We start from the raw sequence: 16,689 nt of genomic DNA on the forward strand, positions 1-16,689 counted from the left end.
TTTTTTAAATATCTTATAAATATCATTATAATAAAAAATAGCGATGCTTTATTATAATGATAATAAAGCATCGCTATTTTAAACTATGTAATTATATGTTATTAGTATCTTCAAATAGCTTGCTTACAGAAACATCTTCATATATTCTCTTTATAGCCTCAGCCAAAATTGGTGCCACTGATAATGTAGTGAATTTTGAGCACTGCTTCTCTTCTGGTATCTCAATTGTATTTAATATTATTAATTCTTTTATTACAGAATCGTTTATTCTTTGAATAGCGGGACCTGACAACACTCCATGACTACAACAAGCATAAACCTCTTTTGCTCCTAATTTAACTAAAGCATTAGCTCCATTAGTTATTGTACCTGCAGTGTCTATCATATCATCCATCATGATAACCGTCTTATTTTTAATATCGCCTATAACATTCATAATCTCCGCAACATTAGCTTTTGGTCTTCTCTTATCAATTATTGCTATTGGTGCATGCAATTTGTCTGCAAATTTTCTTGATCTAGCAACGCTTCCAAGATCTGGAGCAACTACAACTACATCATCCCTATCCTTAAACCCATTTTCGATATAGTATTTTGCAAGTATTGGTGTTCCAGTCATATTATCAACAGGGATATTGAAATATCCTTGTATTTGAGCTGCATGTAAATCCATGGTAAGCACTCTATCCGCTCCTGCAGTTGTTATAATATCTGCCACAAGTTTTGCTGTAATTGGATCTCTAGCTTTTGCTTTCCTATCCTGCCTTGCATATCCGTAGTATGGAATAACAGCCGTTATTCTCCCTGCTGAAGCTCTCTTAAATGCGTCAATCATAATAAGTAATTCCATTAAATTATCATTTACTGGGGCATTAGTTGATTGAACAACAAATACATCTGCTCCTCTAACTGTTTCATGAATATTAACAGATATTTCCCCGTCACTAAAAGTTCCTACTTCTGACGCTCCAACTGGTAATCCAAGTATATCTGCTATATCTGCCGCTAATTTAGGATTTGAGTTACCTGTGAAAATTTTAATGTTTTTGCCATGGCTTATCATCTGCAGTCCTGATTCTCAAAATTTTCATAAATCATACTTGAGTATAATTTATATATATTTTCATTCTATTTACTAAATAGAGTGGCAGTGTAGAGTATTAAAATCTCACATAATATATAACGTAATCTTTTATATGCCCATTCTACTGCGAAAATCAGTTTTCCACCTCCCTTTGTAATTTACTTACTGTACTTTGCTAACTTATTTATTAAGTCCTTTTTTTACAACCCAATTTTCAACGTTCTTCTGCCTTGCTCTAGCTATTGCCAAAGTATTTTTAGGAACCTCATTTGTAATTGTAGACCCAGCAGCAGTGTATGCATTATCATTAATTGTTACAGGCGATACTAAGTTAGTATTACAACCTATAAACACATTATTTCCTATTGTAGTTTTATATTTTGCTTTCCCGTCATAATTTACAACCACAGTTCCGCAACCAAAATTACATCCACTTCCAACTTCAGCATCACCAATATACGTAAGGTGAGATACTTTTGTATTATCCCCAATAGTTGATTTTTTTATTTCAACAAAATCGCCTATTCTAGCATGTTTACCTATATTGCTTTCCGGTCTTATATATGCATAAGGTCCTACAGTAGTTTTCTCTCCTATTTTGCTTTCAATTACTACAGAACTTTGAATTACAATTCCAGATTCCAAAACACTATCTGTAATTCTATTATTTGGATAAAGGACACATTCTTCTTTAATAATAGTTGTGCCTTGTAGTACATTACCTGGATATATAATAGTATCTTTCCCTATTATAACGTCGCAGTCTATATATGTATTGCTTGGATCCATTATTGTTACTCCATTTTCCATATGCTTTTCATTTATTCTTTTTCTCATAATTGCTTCAGCATTTGCAAGTTCCACCTTAGAATTAACAGCAGTAATTTCGTCGGCTAAAACATCAAATGCTCCAACTTTAAGCCCTTGATCCTTTAATATACCAATAACATCTGTTAAGTAGTATTCCTTTTGAGCATTATTATTATCTAATTTATCTAAACTAATAAGTAGCTCTTTTATGTTAAAGCAATACATTCCCGAATTTATTTCTTCAACTAATTTCTCTTCGGTGGTAGCATCCTTAAACTCAACTATCTTCTTAACCTCTCCAGTTTCATCCCTAATAATCCTACCATACTTTGCAGGGTCATTCATCCTTGAAGTTAATATAGTAGCTTTATAATTCCCTTTTTCATGATAATCTAAGAGTTCTCTAACAGTATGCTCACTAATTAATGGGCCATCTCCAACAAATATTGCGACGATCCCTTCATTACCACTTAGAAATTCTTTGGCACACATAACTGCATGGCCTGTCCCTAATTGATCCTCTTGAACAGAATAATTGATTTTTCTATCTTCTGTTCCTTTTTTAACCTCTGCGGCTCCTCTTCCAATTACCACATCTACCATATCAATATCTGCACTTCTCATGGTATCAATAACATGATTTATCATTTCTTTACCACAAACTTTATGCATAACCTTAGGAGTATTTGAGTTCATTCTTTTTCCTTCACCTGCAGCTAATATTATAGCGCATTTATACAAATAAAACACCTCTTTATACAAAAATTCGACATATTTACAGATTAAAAATTACATTAACTTTAATTAAAATACATTATATTATATTTTATATTATATTTTATAAAGCATTTAATTGCAACTAGCCTTAACTGTTTTTCATTATTTTTCTTCAAAAAACAAAAGGGGTTTCCCCCTCTTTTTTATACTTCTAAAACTTCTTCTGTTTTTTCTACTACCTTTTCTACTACTTTTGCCACTGGTTCTTCGTTTCTCACTTTTTCATACTCATCTAAAATCGCTGTTTGAATTTTCTCTCTTGTTTGAGTATTTATTGGATGAGCTATGTCCTTGAATTCTCCATCTGGTGTTTTTCTACTTGGCATAGCAATAAAAAGACCACTTTGGCCCTCTATAACTTTAATATCATGAACAACGAATTCATTGTCAAAAGTTATTGATACAATCGCTTTCATTTTACCTTCTGTAGCAATTTTTCTAATTCTAACATCTGTGATTTCCATACACTCCACCTCCAAGTTGCGTTATACGTTATATTTATACTATTTCTCTATAAATTGTATTTCTCCTTCTAAAATTATAAATAAATATTAAATATTTTGAATATTACACTTTTTCGAATATTTCTGATGGAGTTAACTCTGCGATGCCTTCATTGTTTATTCCTGTAAACTGAATAATTGATATGTACTCTTCTACTAATTTATGTCCACTTTCAATATTATCGACAAGAACACCAATACCTAAAAGCTCACTTTCAAATTCTTTAAGCAAATTAATTATGCCTATCGCAGTCCCTCCAGCCTTCATAAAATCATCTATAAAAACACATTTGCTCCCTTTTTTTATAGATTTCCTAGATAATGACATTGTTTGGATCCTATTACTAGAACCAGAAGCATAATTTATGCTAACAGTACTCCCTTCAGTAACCTTAGGATCATGCCGTACAATAACCAGTTGGACGCCTAACATCTTTGCCACCTCATATGCCAGTGGTATTCCTTTGGTCTCCACCGTAACTACGTAGTCTATATCTAACTCACTAAAAGCAGATGCAAGTATCACTCCTGCTTTGTGCACTATTTCTGGATTATACATAATATCAGTCATATATATAAAATTTCCTGGTATAACTCTATCTTTTTGTATTAAAATTTTGCATATCTCGTCTGCAAATATCCTACTTTCTTGCTTTGAGACTCCACAAATATATTTTACCCCACCAGCTGCGCCAGCTACTGTTTCAATTCTTCCCATCGATAACTCATTAAGCGTTTCCCTGACAATAACAATATCTTCACTAATTGTAGATTTAGCTGCATTAAATAATTCTGTAAAAGTTTTTAGATTTATTGTTTTATTGGGATTTTCTGTTAATACCTTTGTTATACCCGTAACTCTTTGATTTCTACTATATTTATTCATAATATATCACCCATATTTTTATTTTACGAATTTTACCTAGTAAAATTCATAATATCATTCGTATTTTAATTGTAAATCTTTTTTATCTTTATTACAATGCTTATAAATCCAATTCCAGAACGTTATTTTGTATTTTATTTAGTTTTTTTTGAATTGTATATAGTTTTTTTGTTATTTTGTATATAATTAAGAAGTGCTTATAATAATTATTTAAAATAAGCAATACTAATATAATTTACATATACTAAATAATAATAATTTTTTTTAAGGAGTTGATATAATGTCTTTTGATTTTATAAAAGATAAGAGCAAAAAAATTCATTTCATAGGTATTGGCGGTATAAGCATGAGCGGTCTTGCTGAAATACTTGTAAAAAACGGATATAAGGTTTCAGGTTCTGATATGCATTCTTCACATATAACCGATAAGCTAAAAAAACAAGATGTTGAAATATATATAGGACATAATGATTCTAATATAAAGGATGTTGATTTAGTAGTTTACACTGCTGCTATCCCCCCTGAAAATCCTGAATATATTAAAGCTATTCAATTAAATATTCCTTTAATGGATAGGGCTGAATTTCTAGGTCAAATTATGAAAGGTCATAAATATAACGTAGCGATATCAGGTACACATGGTAAAACAACTACAACTTCAATGCTTGCACATATAATTTTAAAGGAGGATGTAGATCCTACAATATTAGTTGGCGGAGAATTAGATGCTATTTCCGGCAATGTTCTAGCTGGACATAGTGACTATTTTATTACAGAAGCCTGTGAATATAAGGCTTCATTTTTAAAGTTTTTCCCATATATTGCAACAATACTTAATATAGATGCAGATCATCTAGATTACTATAGAGACATAAATCACATTAAAGACACTTTTGTAAAATTCATTAAACTCATACCAAAAGAAGGCTACTTAGTTGCAAATATAGAAGATGAGAATGTTAAAACCATTCTCCATAATAATGATTATAAATGCACTATACTTACTTATGGTCTAAATCACGGAGATCTTAGAGCAAAAGATATTATTTATAACGAATTAGGTTGCGCAAACTTTAATGTATATAAAGAAGACTTATTGCTATTTCACATAAATCTTAATGTACCTGGGCAACATAATGTTCTAAATTCACTTGCAAGTATAGGAGCTTCACTAATCCTTGATTTTTCGCAAAACTCTATCACTTCTGGTCTTTCAGCATTTAATGGTACCCATAGAAGATTTGAGTTAAAGGGAACTAAGAACGGAGTAACTGTTATTGATGATTATGCTCATCATCCTACAGAAATAAAAACAACTTTAAGTGCTACTAAGCATTACCCCCACAATAAAATTTATTGTGTTTTTCAGCCCCATACTTATTCAAGAACCTTAAGCTTATTTGATGATTTTTCAAATTCCTTTTACGATATAGATACTCTAATCCTCGCAGATATCTATGCTGCTAGGGAGAAAGATACCGGTGTTGTAAGTTCAGATATGCTTGGCGATAAAATAAGACAAAAAAACGTAAATTGCATAAATATTCATAGCTTTGATGAAATTGTAAGTTATCTTAAAACCAATTTACAAAAGGGCGATATTCTTATAACTATGGGCGCAGGAGATGTTGTTAACGTAGGCGAAATGTACCTAAAATAATTATATATTTAATCAAAATATCTTTAATAATTCATAAAAAATCATGGGCTACTTGCCTATGATTTTTTTATTTTCCATTATATTGCGTAAAAATATCATTTCGGGGTAACACTAAACTTGAAAAAATGTTTTGGAGGTATATATAATGAGAAATTTTCTAGTTTCTGCTGTAGTTGATATAGCAATAATTTTTGCCTCATATTTTTTATTTGTGCATGTTATAAGTGGACCAACCCGCCATAGATTGTACGAAAAATTTATGAGTTCTTTCGCAAAATTTGTAATTATTATTTTTGTAGCAAGTGTTTTGGTCACATCCCTTACTGCTCTAGTATTATATAAGACGCAATATATAGTGTATATTAATGTTGCCGCTCCGGTCTTAGTCTCTGTATTGGTGGGTTTTGTTATGTCTACTGTACCCACTAGAGGCACCGGCGATAAGGAAACGGACGCTAAGAAAAAGTAATTAACACATTGCTGTATTTGAATTATATACTGAAAGTACTATCTGAATTTTTTAAACACGATAATTGATAATTGTTGTGTTTAAAAGTAAATATATAAATTATCTTGACATTTATACATTTATTTTATATAATAGGTATTGTCTTCAACAAATAGAATTTGTGTTTTATAGATTTTATATCAAATATTTTTAGAAATATTCGAAATTTTTGTTGACATTTGTCATTTTATTTTGTATAATTAAAATTGTCTTCGGGGTGTAGCGCAGCTGGGAGCGCGCGTGGTTTGGGACCATGAGGTCGCAGGTTCAATCCCTGTCACCCCGACCAAAAAGAGTTGTCTAACGACAACTCTTTTTTTATTTTAAATTTTTTCACAATATTAAAATGTATAAAAAACTTCATTCTTGATAAAGTTAATAATGATACTCCATTTTATTGTGTTTTCTCAATATTATGCTAGAATCATTAAATAACTTATAACAAATTAGGAGTGATTATATTGAATAAAATGTATAACAAACTTTTTAAGGACCTAATTAAATCTTATAATGAAGATAATTTTAAAAATAAGGTTCATGAGTTACTATCTAAAGATGATGTTAATAAAAAAGACCTAAGTGCTATAATTTCTTCACTTTGTGGTGTTAATGTAGATTTTTCGCTTAACTACATAGAGGATTTAAAAAAGGCTATATCGACCTATGAAACAAATCATAAAGTTGTAAATAAAATTAAAAGTTGTACTATGAATTGTTCAGATAAACCGGGAAAAACAAGTTGCCAAGCATCTTGCCCTTTTGATGCTATATTAATAGATAATAAAACGAAGGCTTCCTATATTGATAATGATAAATGCACAGAATGTGGATTTTGCGTAGAAGCATGTCCTAGTGGTGCTTTAATGGATAAAGTAGAATTTATTCCACTTTTAAATTTATTAAAAGGAAATTCTACAGTGATAGCAGCTGTAGCCCCTGCAATTACTGGTCAATTCGGTGAAAGTGTTAATGCTTATAATCTTAGAACCGCTTTCAAAAAGATGGGTTTCGCAGATATGGTTGAAGTTGCATTTTTTGCAGATATGCTTACAATAAAAGAAGCCGTAGAATTTGATGAACATGTTAAAACAAAAGAAGATCTAATGCTTACATCCTGCTGTTGCCCCATGTGGGTAGGAATGGTTAAGAGAGTGTACAATGATTTAGTTAAGTATGTATCCCCATCTGTATCTCCTATGATTGCATCTGGTAGAGTATTAAAGAAATTGAACCCTGACTGCAAAGTAGTCTTTATAGGCCCCTGCATTGCAAAAAAAGGTGAAGCTAAAGAAAAGGACCTTTTAGGTGATATAGATTATGTACTTACCTTCGCAGAACTTAAGGATATTTTTGAGACACTTAGCATTGACCCTGAAAAGCTTGAAGAAGATGTCTCTACCGAATACGCATCTCGTGGTGGTAGACTTTATGCAAGAACTGGAGGAGTATCTATAGCTGTTGGCGAAATGATAGAGAAATTATTTCCGCAAAAACACCATTTATTAAATGCTATTCAAGGAAATGGTGTAAAAGAATGTAAAGTACTACTTACAAAAGCTCAAACTAAAGAAGTTGATGCAAACTTTATTGAAGGTATGGGTTGCGTTGGTGGTTGTGTTGGTGGGCCTAAAGCTTTGATTGACTCTACCTCTGGAAGAAACAGAGTAAATAAATTTGCAGAAGACTCAAAAATTAAAACATCCATAGATAGTGATTGTATGAAAGATATTCTAAGTAGAATTGGGATTAATACTATTGATGATTTTAAAGATAAAGAAAAAACCAAAATATTTGGTAGAGAATTTTAAATAATATTAAAAATTATATGTATAGGTTTATTTATGATACAATATACAGTAATATATATAAGTGATTTTTTATAACAAAGGGGGGAGTTTATGAAAGCATTATTTGAGTATATAAGTAATAAAGATATTAACATACTTAGAATTATAAACAATTCTTGGAAGTGTAGGTTTTTAGATATTACAATGCCATCTATGACCTACTTAGGCTCCTTCCCTTTTATGTTTATATTTTGTACTGCTACTTTTTTATTTCATAGCACTTTACTTCATACTATGGCTATTAATGCTATGATTTCAATAACACTTAGTACTGGCATTGGTAAAATACTAAAAGTAACCGTTACTAGACTAAGACCCTTTATAAAAATTCCAAACTTAAATATAAAGAAGATAGGTATTGATAAATACTCCTTCCCATCAGGGCATACAACCGGTGCATTTTCATTAGCTGTTATAATAGCCTTGTATTTCCCTATATTTGGATTTATAACTATACCCTTAGCTTTATGCGTAGGGATTTCTAGAATATACATAGGAGTTCACTACCCAACAGATGTTATTGTTGGGATATTTATTGGAACCACTTGTTCTTTACTTACTTATAAGTTCTTTTGAAGTCGTTAAAATGTATCACACTTACATAAGGGGTGATTAAATGCTAAATAATATTAAAGCTGCAATTTTTGATTTAGATGGAACCCTTGTCGACTCTATGTGGGTTTGGGATAAAATAGATGAAAATTATTTTAAATGTAGGAATATTACAATACCCAAAGATTTAAAAAGCCAGATAGAACATCTTAGCTTTGATGAAACTGCAGCCTATTTTAAAAATAATTTTGGGATATTAGACACAATAGACGAAATCAAAAAAGAATGGAACGATTTTGCTTATAATCAGTACCTTAATCACGTTAAACTAAAACCCGGCGTAGTTGAATTCTTATCATTACTTAAAACAATGAATATAAAAATTGGACTAGCTACAAGTAATAGTAAATCCCTATTAGAAGTTGTTCTTAAGTCTAATGGCATATTCCACTATTTTGATTCTATAACACTCACTGATGAGGTGTCTCGAGGCAAAAACTTTCCAGATGTATATTTACTTGCTGCTGAGAAATTGGGGGTAAACCCTGCGCATTGTGTTGTATTCGAGGATATACTTCCAGCAGTCAAAGGTGCAAAAGCTGCTGGCATGAAGGTAGTCGCTGTATATGATTCTTCATCTAAAGATCAAAAAGAAGATATTATTATAAATTCAGATATGTATATACTAGAATATAATGAATTAATTGCAGCAATTTAAAACTCATGTTTAAACATGAGTTTTTTTTACGAATTTTTTTGCATAGTATTGAATACTATATACTAATATGCAACAGACTTTAATCATATAAGTAATTTACAAGGAGAGATATTTTTGCTTATTTTTTTATTTTCAATTCTTTTGATATGCTTTGGTGTATATCATTATACGATGAACCAAAAATTATCAACTCAAAAAACTCAATTAAGGATTAGTTCTAAACAAAATAGAGATTACAAATCAAAAATTTCAAGTTTACATGATTCCGATATCCCTATAGTAATAAAATACAAACCATCTCTTTATAGGACTGGAACTACGAAAGGCACTTGCAGTCTATATCTAAGCCCCCTTGAAACTTCTCAAATTCTATCTACTGTAGTTAAAGATACTTGCGTAGAGATTAAAGATTGTGCTGAGATTTTCAACGTTTCATGGTATGAAGTAACTCTTAAATCTGAGACTAACATTAACAATAAAGGTTGGATAAAAAAAGACATCCTAATTACTCTCGATGATACTGTTAATAATCATGAAGAGACTATTTATGAAAAAAGTGCTACTTAAATCATCTCCTTCGGCGCTGCAACAGCTTCGAAGAAGATACATTGACGACTTTCCTTCTGAAATGTAGTTAAAAAACAAAGGCATATATTCATAAAATATATGCCTTTTAATTAATCTTTTTTATGTGTTTTTTTAGCATGTTTAGTTCCAGAATTATTCTCTTTCTTTTCCTTTTCTTGTTGACTCGCACAAGAATTATCTTTTTTTTCACCCATAACATTTATACCTCCTACATCTAAAATCTATTAATCCTATCATTGTAATATTTTATCCAATATACAAATTTTCAATCACTCTATTTATATCATTACTTAACTTTTTTATTTTTTAAAATACTAATTATGTTATAATTTATAAATAAGACTAACACTCTCGTTAGAACTAAAGGAGTTTAACGACATTTCAGAAGGAAAGTCTTCACTTGTATAAGTTAGAGCTATATACCCTAACAAATAGAAAACTTCAGTGGGAATATAAATCTCCTTCTGAAGTCGTTAATATTGCAGCTCCAAAGGAGATGATTTAATATGAGAATAATATCCGAAAATGACCTATGTATAAATAGGCCATATATAAATTTAAAGAAACTACCAATAAGAAGTTCCTTAAGAGTTGGTGAAATTACTGAAGCTGGCTTTAAAGGCACCTATATAATAAATCAGCATACGCAAAACTTATCCACTAATGAGAATTACATGTTACAATTTAGTAAAGGAATTCAAAAAATAACACTTGATACTGAACTACTCCATGGACTCTTATTAGTTGAAGTCAATTATTCATCTAAAAATAGTAACAAATCTTCTAAGTTCAAGGTTTACCTTGTTTTAGATTATATAAAATATTCCTTACCCTTTAGTTCATTTAAGGATATTTACGATAACTGTATGAATATCTTATCTAAAGAACTTCAAGATAAAGAAGAACTAACTTACATAAAAGAAAGCTTTGACAATTTAGAAAGTGATGAAGTCTCAGTAGATATAAAATTAAATTTAGAAAGATTACAAGAATTTAAAGATAAGGTAAACTACAAAAGAAATATATATTATTTTGTTATAAATAACATAACTTCAACTACTTCGAAGTACGATATTAACGCTAAACCTAAAGATATACTAATAAGTAATACTTTAAAAGTTCTAAGATACGATTCTTCTACAAGACTATATATTATACTAAAACCTATTGATAAAACAACTAAAACAAAATTAAATGTCACTGATATTATTTGTGACCTTGGTGAAATTGGTTTCCCAACAGTTAGCATATGCACGAGTTATGGACTCGGAAAATTATTAGATGTTAAAAATAATGTTATTCCAAATACTAATACATTATCATTATTTGCTAACATACTAGACCTTGAGATAGAAGTTTTATAAAAACGATATATAAAAAAGAGCTAGAATTTAATTTATTCTAGCTCTTTTTATATATCCTATATAATTTTAGTTGTCCACTCTTCACAGTCCCACACATCAGTTACTACATCTTGATAAAATTCTGGCTCATGACAAACTAGAAGTATGCTTCCATTATATTCCTTTAAAGCTCTTTTTAACTCATCTTTTGCATCTACATCTAAATGATTGGTAGGCTCATCTAGTATTAATATATTAGTTTCTCTGTTTAGAAGTTTAGCAAGCCTTACCTTTGCTTGTTCTCCACCACTAAGCACAGTAACTTTACTTTCTATATGTTTTGTAGTAAGTCCACACTTAGCAAGTGCAGATCTTACCTGCCCCTGAGTTAAGCTAGGAAATTCTTGCCAAAACTCTTCAATACAGTTATTTCGATTAACTCCCTTTATTTCTTGTTCATAGTATCCTATATATTGATAATCTCCTAAGTTTGTATGACCCGAAAGAGCTTTGATATCTCCCATAAGACTCTTTAACAATGTTGTTTTCCCAACACCATTAGCACCAGTAAGCGCAATCTTTTGTCCTCTTTCCATATACAAATCTAATGGCTTAGATAATGGGGTATCGTAACCAGTAACTAATTCCTTAGTTTTAAATATTATTTTTCCTGAAGCTCTTGCAGTTTTAAAGTTAAACTGTGGTTTTGGTTTATCTTGTACAATTTCCATTCTATCAATTTTATCTAATTTTTTTTGTCTTGATTTTGCCATTCCACTAGTAGAAGCTCTTGCTTTATTTTTAGCAACAAAGACCTCCAGTCTAGTAATTTCCTTTTGTTGCCTTTCATAATCAGATTCCATCTGTAGCTTCTTAGCCTCATGAACTCTCAAAAATTCATCATATGAACCTATATATCTGGTTAATTTTTTATTCTCTACATGGTATATTATATTGATTGCACCATCTAAAAATTCAATATCATGTGATATTAATATAAATGCTTTATCATAATTTTGAAGATACCTCTTGAGCCACTCTACGTGTTGCTCATCTAAAAAGTTAGTAGGTTCATCAAGAAGTAGAACATCTGGTGCTTCTAGTAGAAGTTTTGCAAGGAGCACTTTTGTCCTTTGCCCTCCACTTAACTCTGCAACATCATTATCAAGCCCAACATCCTTAAGACCAACTCCAGCTGCTACTTCATCAATCTTAGAATCAATGCCATAAAAACCGTTATTATCAAGTTGATCTTGAATTGTACCCATTCTATCCAATAATCTTTCTAATTCTTCAGGTGATGCCTCTGCCATCTTTTCTGTTACGCTAAGCATTTCCTCTTCTAAGTCAAAAAGATATTTAAAAGCATCCCTTAAAACATCCCTAATACTCTTGCCTTTTTCCAAAACAGTATGCTGATCCATGTATCCCACTCTGACATTGTTTGACCATTCAACATCACCTTCATCTGGCATAAGCTTTCCGGTAATAATGTTCATAAACGTTGATTTTCCTTCTCCATTTGCTCCTATAAGTGCTATGTGTTCTCCTTTAAGTAATCTAAAAGACACATCCTCAAATATTACTCTGTCGCCAAAACCATGGCTCATATTTTTAACTACTAATATACTCATTTGTATTTCCCCTTACTTTAGTATGATTTTACATATTTATATTTCTACATTTGTAATTATTTACTTATTTATATTAATTTGATGTTATATATCAATTTCCGACTAAAAAAATAGTCCAGTATTTACATAATTATCTTTATTTCAATTATATATATAAAAATGGCACATACATAAGTGTAATTTATAATTGACCTTATGTCAAAACAAATTTTTATATTTCATATTACAAATTAATTCTGTGTGGTATACTACTATAGATAAATAACTTGATAATTATAATTAAAACTATTATAAAACATATGAGACATAATATTTCTATATATTATGTTTCCTTAAAAAGCACAGGAGGAATTTAGAATGGCTTGTAAATTTTACTTATATAAAGGTAGAGGTACAAATTCAGAAAATGGACATCTTTGGATATATGCTAATGAAATTGAAAAATTTGATGGTGAATATGAAAATGGAGACATAATCGAAGTATATAATTTTAGAAATGAATTTATAGGAAAAGGTTATATAAATGATGTTTCTAAAATTGCCATAAGAATAATGACAAGAGATATTCACGAAGAAATAGATGAAGATTTTTTCAGAAAGAGGCTTCATGCTGCATGGGAATATAGAAAAACAGTTATAGATACTTCAAGCTGTAGATTTTTGTTTGGAGAAGCAGATTTTGTACCAGGCATGATAATAGACAAATATGAAGACTATTATGTTATTCAATCCCTAGCTCTTGGAATAGATAAATATAAAGGTATAGTAGTTAAGCTATTAACAAATGAATATGGTGCAAAGGGTGTATATGAGCGAAGTGATGCTAAAGTACGTGAGCTCGAGGGAATGGAGCAAACAAAAGGATTTTTAACAGAGCCTTTTGATACTACTATAGAAATCATCGAAAACGGAGTTAAATACAACGTTGACATTGAAAATGGACAAAAGACTGGATTTTTCTTAGATCAAAAAGAAAACAGGGCAGCTATTCAAAGATTATGTAAGGATGCTGATGTTTTGGATTGTTTTACGCACACAGGTTCCTTTGCACTTAATGCTGGTATAGCAGGAGCTAAAAGTGTTCTTGGTGTAGATATATCTGAATATGCCGTAGAATTTTCAAGAAAGAATGCAGAGCTTAATGGGCTATCAGAAACTGTTAAATTTGAATGCCACAATGCCTTTGATATATTAAGAGAATGGTCAAGAGAAGAAAAAAGACAATATGATGTAGTAATCCTAGACCCACCAGCTTTCACAAAATCTCGTTCCACTATAGATGGTGCAACAAGGGGCTACAAAGAAATTAATCTACGTGGTATGAAATTGGTTAAACCAGGCGGATATCTTGTAACTTGCTCTTGCTCTCACTTTATGAAACCTGATATGTTTGCAGATACTATTGCTGATGCAGCTCTTGATGCTAAAAGAACACTTAGACAAGTAGAGTTCAGAACTCAAGCAGCAGATCATCCAATACTATGGAATTCTGATGAATCTTACTACTTAAAGTTCTACATATTCCAAGTGGTATAAAGTAACCAAAGTATATATTACTCCAGATGCTTTCACTACGCTATGTAATTCTAAAATTTACTTTATTTATATTTACTAAAAAACACAAATAAAAATAAAGTAAATTAAGAATTAACAAAGCTAGTTCAAATGCATTTTACGTAATATATACTTTTTTATTACTTTATAAGCCACTTAATATTCAATCCCATCTGCACAATACCGTAATCTCTTTAAAGTATTACCCCATCTTTATATTCTGGAACAATGTCTATAATATCTTTTTGACAGCAATATTCTAAATCTGCAGATAGACCTAACTTCATTATTGTTTTATAGTGATTTGCATACTTTATAAAATTAAGAATATCTTCATTGTTTTTATAGATGTAATTAGAAGTTACTGCTATGTCTGATAAATCTGCTTCTGCTAGTTTTAATATGTTGTCAATTATGTATCCACTACATAAAAAGTCATCTATAGAAAATTCACCATAAGTCCCCGCATTAACTATTACTACATCCTTATTTAAAGATACTATTCTACTTGCAATGGCTTTAGCATTTAGCATTGACCCTATTAAGATGTTATTAGCACCAATGCAGCCTTTTATAGCCTTAGTACCATTAGTAGTAGTCATAACAAGTGTTTTGCCTTCTATGGACTTCCTGGTGTATTCAAGTGGAGAGTTAGAATAGTGGAAACCTTCTATCTTCAATGCATTTCTCTCTCCCCCAAGCATAAACTCTTCTTTACTATTTTTAACAATTTCAGATGCATCCTCCACCGTCAAAACAGGAATTACACCGACGCAGCCATTATTCATTGCCGTAACTATTACACTAGTTGCCCTAAGCATATCTATAACTATTACAGTCTTATTTTCTATTTTTTCCTTCTTTATATCATCCGCAGAAATTATTATATCTATCTTCATATGTCCTATCCCCTTTGTAATGCTATTTTTCTTATACTATCTATTATTATAGTACATATTTATATCCATATTATCTAATATACTGAATTTATTATATAAAGTTCCCCCTGTATATGAGTTAATATTCATATAACAATATTCTTAGGCCCTTATAAATAAACGCCACAAAGTTTATCGTTAAAGCTTTATTTCCCTTATAACAAATAAAAGACTCCACCTGGAGCATAACTCTCCTTATGAAGTCTTTACTATTTGATTTGCAATAAACTTTTTTTCCTTAGAGAACGCTATCAAAAGTATATATTGCGCGAAAGCATTCCAGCAATATATACTTTTCGATATAGCGTATCTAAGAAAAAAAGTTACTCTACTTTATTTCCTTTCCATATCAAAAAGGCTATAAGAAACACTGATGCATCTTTAAAATCTCTAATATCAAAATTTGTTTCTTTCTTAATCTTATCTAGTCTATAAATTAAGGTGTTCCTATGCACATACAACTTTCTAGCAGCGTCACTTATATTAAGACCACAATCTACAAATTGCTCAATAGTTACTATCATTTGACTATCAAAAGCATCAAATTTATCTTTTAACATGTATAACAGTTCCCGCTTAATTTTAGCATCTACATTATATACAATTTTCTCAAATAACATCTTATTATAATTAAATATATGATCTTTTATATCAAATTTTTTACCAAGTATCATGCACTCGGCTGCTTCATTATATGCCTTCTTAATTCCCTTTATATCATAATTTATATCCCCATAGCTTACATAACATTCACAATATAAATCAGATGCGATAGACTCCTTAATGCTTTCTATATGCTGCTGGACTTCAGCAAATTGACCAATTACAATAATGTTATCATTGTAAATTAAACTCACGACTTCCTCATTATCATATATTTGTTTTATAATGCTTAAAGCCTCATACTTGCTTCCATTAACACTTATTAATATGACATAACATCCATTTTTAAGAAAAGGCAAATTTATATTAATGTTATCAATTGAAATTTCTCTATTCTCTAATATATCAATAACTGCTTGTTCCTTAGATAAAAAAAGTTGGGTATACTTATTTGCTATAGTATATTTGAGCAAAGCTGTACAATTTTCATACTGCTTTTCTAAACTAATTATGCCTTTAACTCTTCCAAGCATAATAGTAAAGCTAGTTATATGTGAATTTTTAATATCTAAGTCGCTGATATATAGTGAATTACCATCCTCGGTAACTACATTAAATGGTATTTTTGAAGAATGACTTAAATTCTTTAAGAATTCATTAAAATTGTACATTTTCATTTGCCCC

Annotated in this window: 15 protein-coding genes and 1 tRNA gene; 9 read left to right on the plus strand and 7 right to left on the minus strand. The window is 30.4% G+C overall.

The features are described 5' to 3' along the window. Nucleotides 1-91: 91 nt before the first annotated feature. From A7L45_RS21645 to purR, 4 genes are all read right to left on the minus strand, one after another. On the minus strand, nucleotides 92-1,063 hold the full coding sequence (locus A7L45_RS21645; protein WP_071614684.1) for a ribose-phosphate diphosphokinase: 972 nt from the start codon (nucleotides 1,061-1,063) through the stop codon (nucleotides 92-94). A 201-nt stretch (nucleotides 1,064-1,264) separates the two neighbouring features. After that, entirely contained in the window at nucleotides 1,265-2,635 is a 1,371-nt protein-coding gene (gene glmU / locus A7L45_RS21650) for a bifunctional UDP-N-acetylglucosamine diphosphorylase/glucosamine-1-phosphate N-acetyltransferase GlmU (RefSeq protein ID WP_071614685.1), read from the minus strand. Between the two features lie 179 nt (nucleotides 2,636-2,814). After that, nucleotides 2,815-3,135: a septation regulator SpoVG gene (gene spoVG / locus A7L45_RS21655; protein WP_071614686.1), complete on the minus strand. Its 321-nt coding sequence runs from the start codon at nucleotides 3,133-3,135 to the stop codon at nucleotides 2,815-2,817. Nucleotides 3,136-3,238: 103 nt separating this feature from the next. Next, nucleotides 3,239-4,060: a pur operon repressor gene (gene purR, locus A7L45_RS21660; RefSeq protein ID WP_071614687.1), complete on the minus strand. Its 822-nt coding sequence runs from the start codon at nucleotides 4,058-4,060 to the stop codon at nucleotides 3,239-3,241. A gap of 280 nt (nucleotides 4,061-4,340) precedes the next feature. Here purR and murC point away from each other — a divergent pair, with 280 nt between their 5' ends. The 8 genes from murC to A7L45_RS21700 all read left to right on the plus strand — a co-directional run bounded on the left by murC (nucleotide 4,341) and on the right by A7L45_RS21700 (nucleotide 11,297). Further along, nucleotides 4,341-5,720 (plus strand): UDP-N-acetylmuramate--L-alanine ligase, encoded by a 1,380-nt coding sequence (murC, locus tag A7L45_RS21665; RefSeq protein WP_071614688.1) that lies wholly within the window; start codon nucleotides 4,341-4,343, stop codon nucleotides 5,718-5,720. A gap of 145 nt (nucleotides 5,721-5,865) precedes the next feature. Next, complete coding sequence (locus tag A7L45_RS21670) at nucleotides 5,866-6,189, plus strand: hypothetical protein (protein WP_071614689.1); 324 nt, start codon at nucleotides 5,866-5,868, stop codon at nucleotides 6,187-6,189. Nucleotides 6,190-6,441: 252 nt separating this feature from the next. Next, nucleotides 6,442-6,517 (plus strand) — tRNA-Pro (locus A7L45_RS21675). A 172-nt stretch (nucleotides 6,518-6,689) separates the two neighbouring features. Then, nucleotides 6,690-8,036 (plus strand): [Fe-Fe] hydrogenase large subunit C-terminal domain-containing protein, encoded by a 1,347-nt coding sequence (locus A7L45_RS21680; RefSeq protein WP_071614690.1) that lies wholly within the window; start codon nucleotides 6,690-6,692, stop codon nucleotides 8,034-8,036. Between the two features lie 90 nt (nucleotides 8,037-8,126). Beyond that, nucleotides 8,127-8,651 carry a phosphatase PAP2 family protein gene (locus A7L45_RS21685; RefSeq protein ID WP_071614691.1) on the plus strand — a complete coding sequence of 175 codons (525 nt, stop codon included), beginning with the start codon at nucleotides 8,127-8,129 and terminating at the stop codon, nucleotides 8,649-8,651. 40 nt (nucleotides 8,652-8,691) lie between these two features. Further along, the gene (locus A7L45_RS21690; protein WP_071614692.1) at nucleotides 8,692-9,345 is read left to right on the plus strand and encodes an HAD family hydrolase; all 654 of its coding nucleotides are present in this window, start codon (nucleotides 8,692-8,694) and stop codon (nucleotides 9,343-9,345) included. Nucleotides 9,346-9,459: 114 nt separating this feature from the next. Beyond that, entirely contained in the window at nucleotides 9,460-9,912 is a 453-nt protein-coding gene (locus A7L45_RS21695) for a hypothetical protein (protein ID WP_071614693.1), read from the plus strand. Between the two features lie 527 nt (nucleotides 9,913-10,439). Further along, nucleotides 10,440-11,297, plus strand: a complete 858-nt coding sequence (locus A7L45_RS21700; protein ID WP_071614694.1) for a hypothetical protein — start codon at nucleotides 10,440-10,442, stop codon at nucleotides 11,295-11,297. A 56-nt stretch (nucleotides 11,298-11,353) separates the two neighbouring features. Here the strand turns inward: A7L45_RS21700 and A7L45_RS21705 are convergent, their stop codons facing one another. Beyond that, nucleotides 11,354-12,910, minus strand: coding sequence for an ABC-F family ATP-binding cassette domain-containing protein (locus tag A7L45_RS21705; protein ID WP_071614695.1), 1,557 nt, complete (start codon nucleotides 12,908-12,910; stop codon nucleotides 11,354-11,356). Between the two features lie 357 nt (nucleotides 12,911-13,267). Between A7L45_RS21705 and A7L45_RS21710 the strand changes: the two genes are divergently transcribed. Further along, the gene (locus tag A7L45_RS21710) at nucleotides 13,268-14,446 is read left to right on the plus strand and encodes a class I SAM-dependent rRNA methyltransferase (RefSeq protein ID WP_071614696.1); all 1,179 of its coding nucleotides are present in this window, start codon (nucleotides 13,268-13,270) and stop codon (nucleotides 14,444-14,446) included. 212 nt (nucleotides 14,447-14,658) lie between these two features. Here the strand turns inward: A7L45_RS21710 and A7L45_RS21715 are convergent, their stop codons facing one another. Beyond that, complete coding sequence (locus tag A7L45_RS21715) at nucleotides 14,659-15,363, minus strand: 2-phosphosulfolactate phosphatase family protein (RefSeq protein WP_071614697.1); 705 nt, start codon at nucleotides 15,361-15,363, stop codon at nucleotides 14,659-14,661. A gap of 362 nt (nucleotides 15,364-15,725) precedes the next feature. After that, nucleotides 15,726-16,676, minus strand: coding sequence for a PucR family transcriptional regulator (locus A7L45_RS21720; protein ID WP_071614698.1), 951 nt, complete (start codon nucleotides 16,674-16,676; stop codon nucleotides 15,726-15,728). Nucleotides 16,677-16,689 lie beyond the last annotated feature (13 nt).

The sequence above is a fragment of the Clostridium estertheticum subsp. estertheticum genome, from assembly GCF_001877035.1.
Lineage (GTDB): Bacteria > Bacillota > Clostridia > Clostridiales > Clostridiaceae > Clostridium_AD > Clostridium_AD estertheticum.

Bases quoted from the DNA above. Each gene is read 5' to 3' on its own strand.
- murC (WP_071614688.1), top strand. From the start codon at position 4,341: ATGTCTTTTGATTTTATAAAAGATAAGAGCAAAAAAATTCATTTCATA.
- A7L45_RS21700 (WP_071614694.1), top strand. From the start codon at position 10,440: ATGAGAATAATATCCGAAAATGACCTATGTATAAATAGGCCATATATA.
- A7L45_RS21670 (WP_071614689.1), top strand. From the start codon at position 5,866: ATGAGAAATTTTCTAGTTTCTGCTGTAGTTGATATAGCAATAATTTTT.
- spoVG (WP_071614686.1), bottom strand. From the start codon at position 3,135: ATGGAAATCACAGATGTTAGAATTAGAAAAATTGCTACAGAAGGTAAA.
- A7L45_RS21710 (WP_071614696.1), top strand. From the start codon at position 13,268: ATGGCTTGTAAATTTTACTTATATAAAGGTAGAGGTACAAATTCAGAA.
- A7L45_RS21685 (WP_071614691.1), top strand. From the start codon at position 8,127: ATGAAAGCATTATTTGAGTATATAAGTAATAAAGATATTAACATACTT.
- A7L45_RS21715 (WP_071614697.1), bottom strand. From the start codon at position 15,363: ATGAAGATAGATATAATAATTTCTGCGGATGATATAAAGAAGGAAAAA.
- A7L45_RS21705 (WP_071614695.1), bottom strand. From the start codon at position 12,910: ATGAGTATATTAGTAGTTAAAAATATGAGCCATGGTTTTGGCGACAGA.
- purR (WP_071614687.1), bottom strand. From the start codon at position 4,060: ATGAATAAATATAGTAGAAATCAAAGAGTTACGGGTATAACAAAGGTA.
- A7L45_RS21690 (WP_071614692.1), top strand. From the start codon at position 8,692: ATGCTAAATAATATTAAAGCTGCAATTTTTGATTTAGATGGAACCCTT.
- A7L45_RS21645 (WP_071614684.1), bottom strand. From the start codon at position 1,063: ATGATAAGCCATGGCAAAAACATTAAAATTTTCACAGGTAACTCAAAT.
- A7L45_RS21720 (WP_071614698.1), bottom strand. From the start codon at position 16,676: ATGTACAATTTTAATGAATTCTTAAAGAATTTAAGTCATTCTTCAAAA.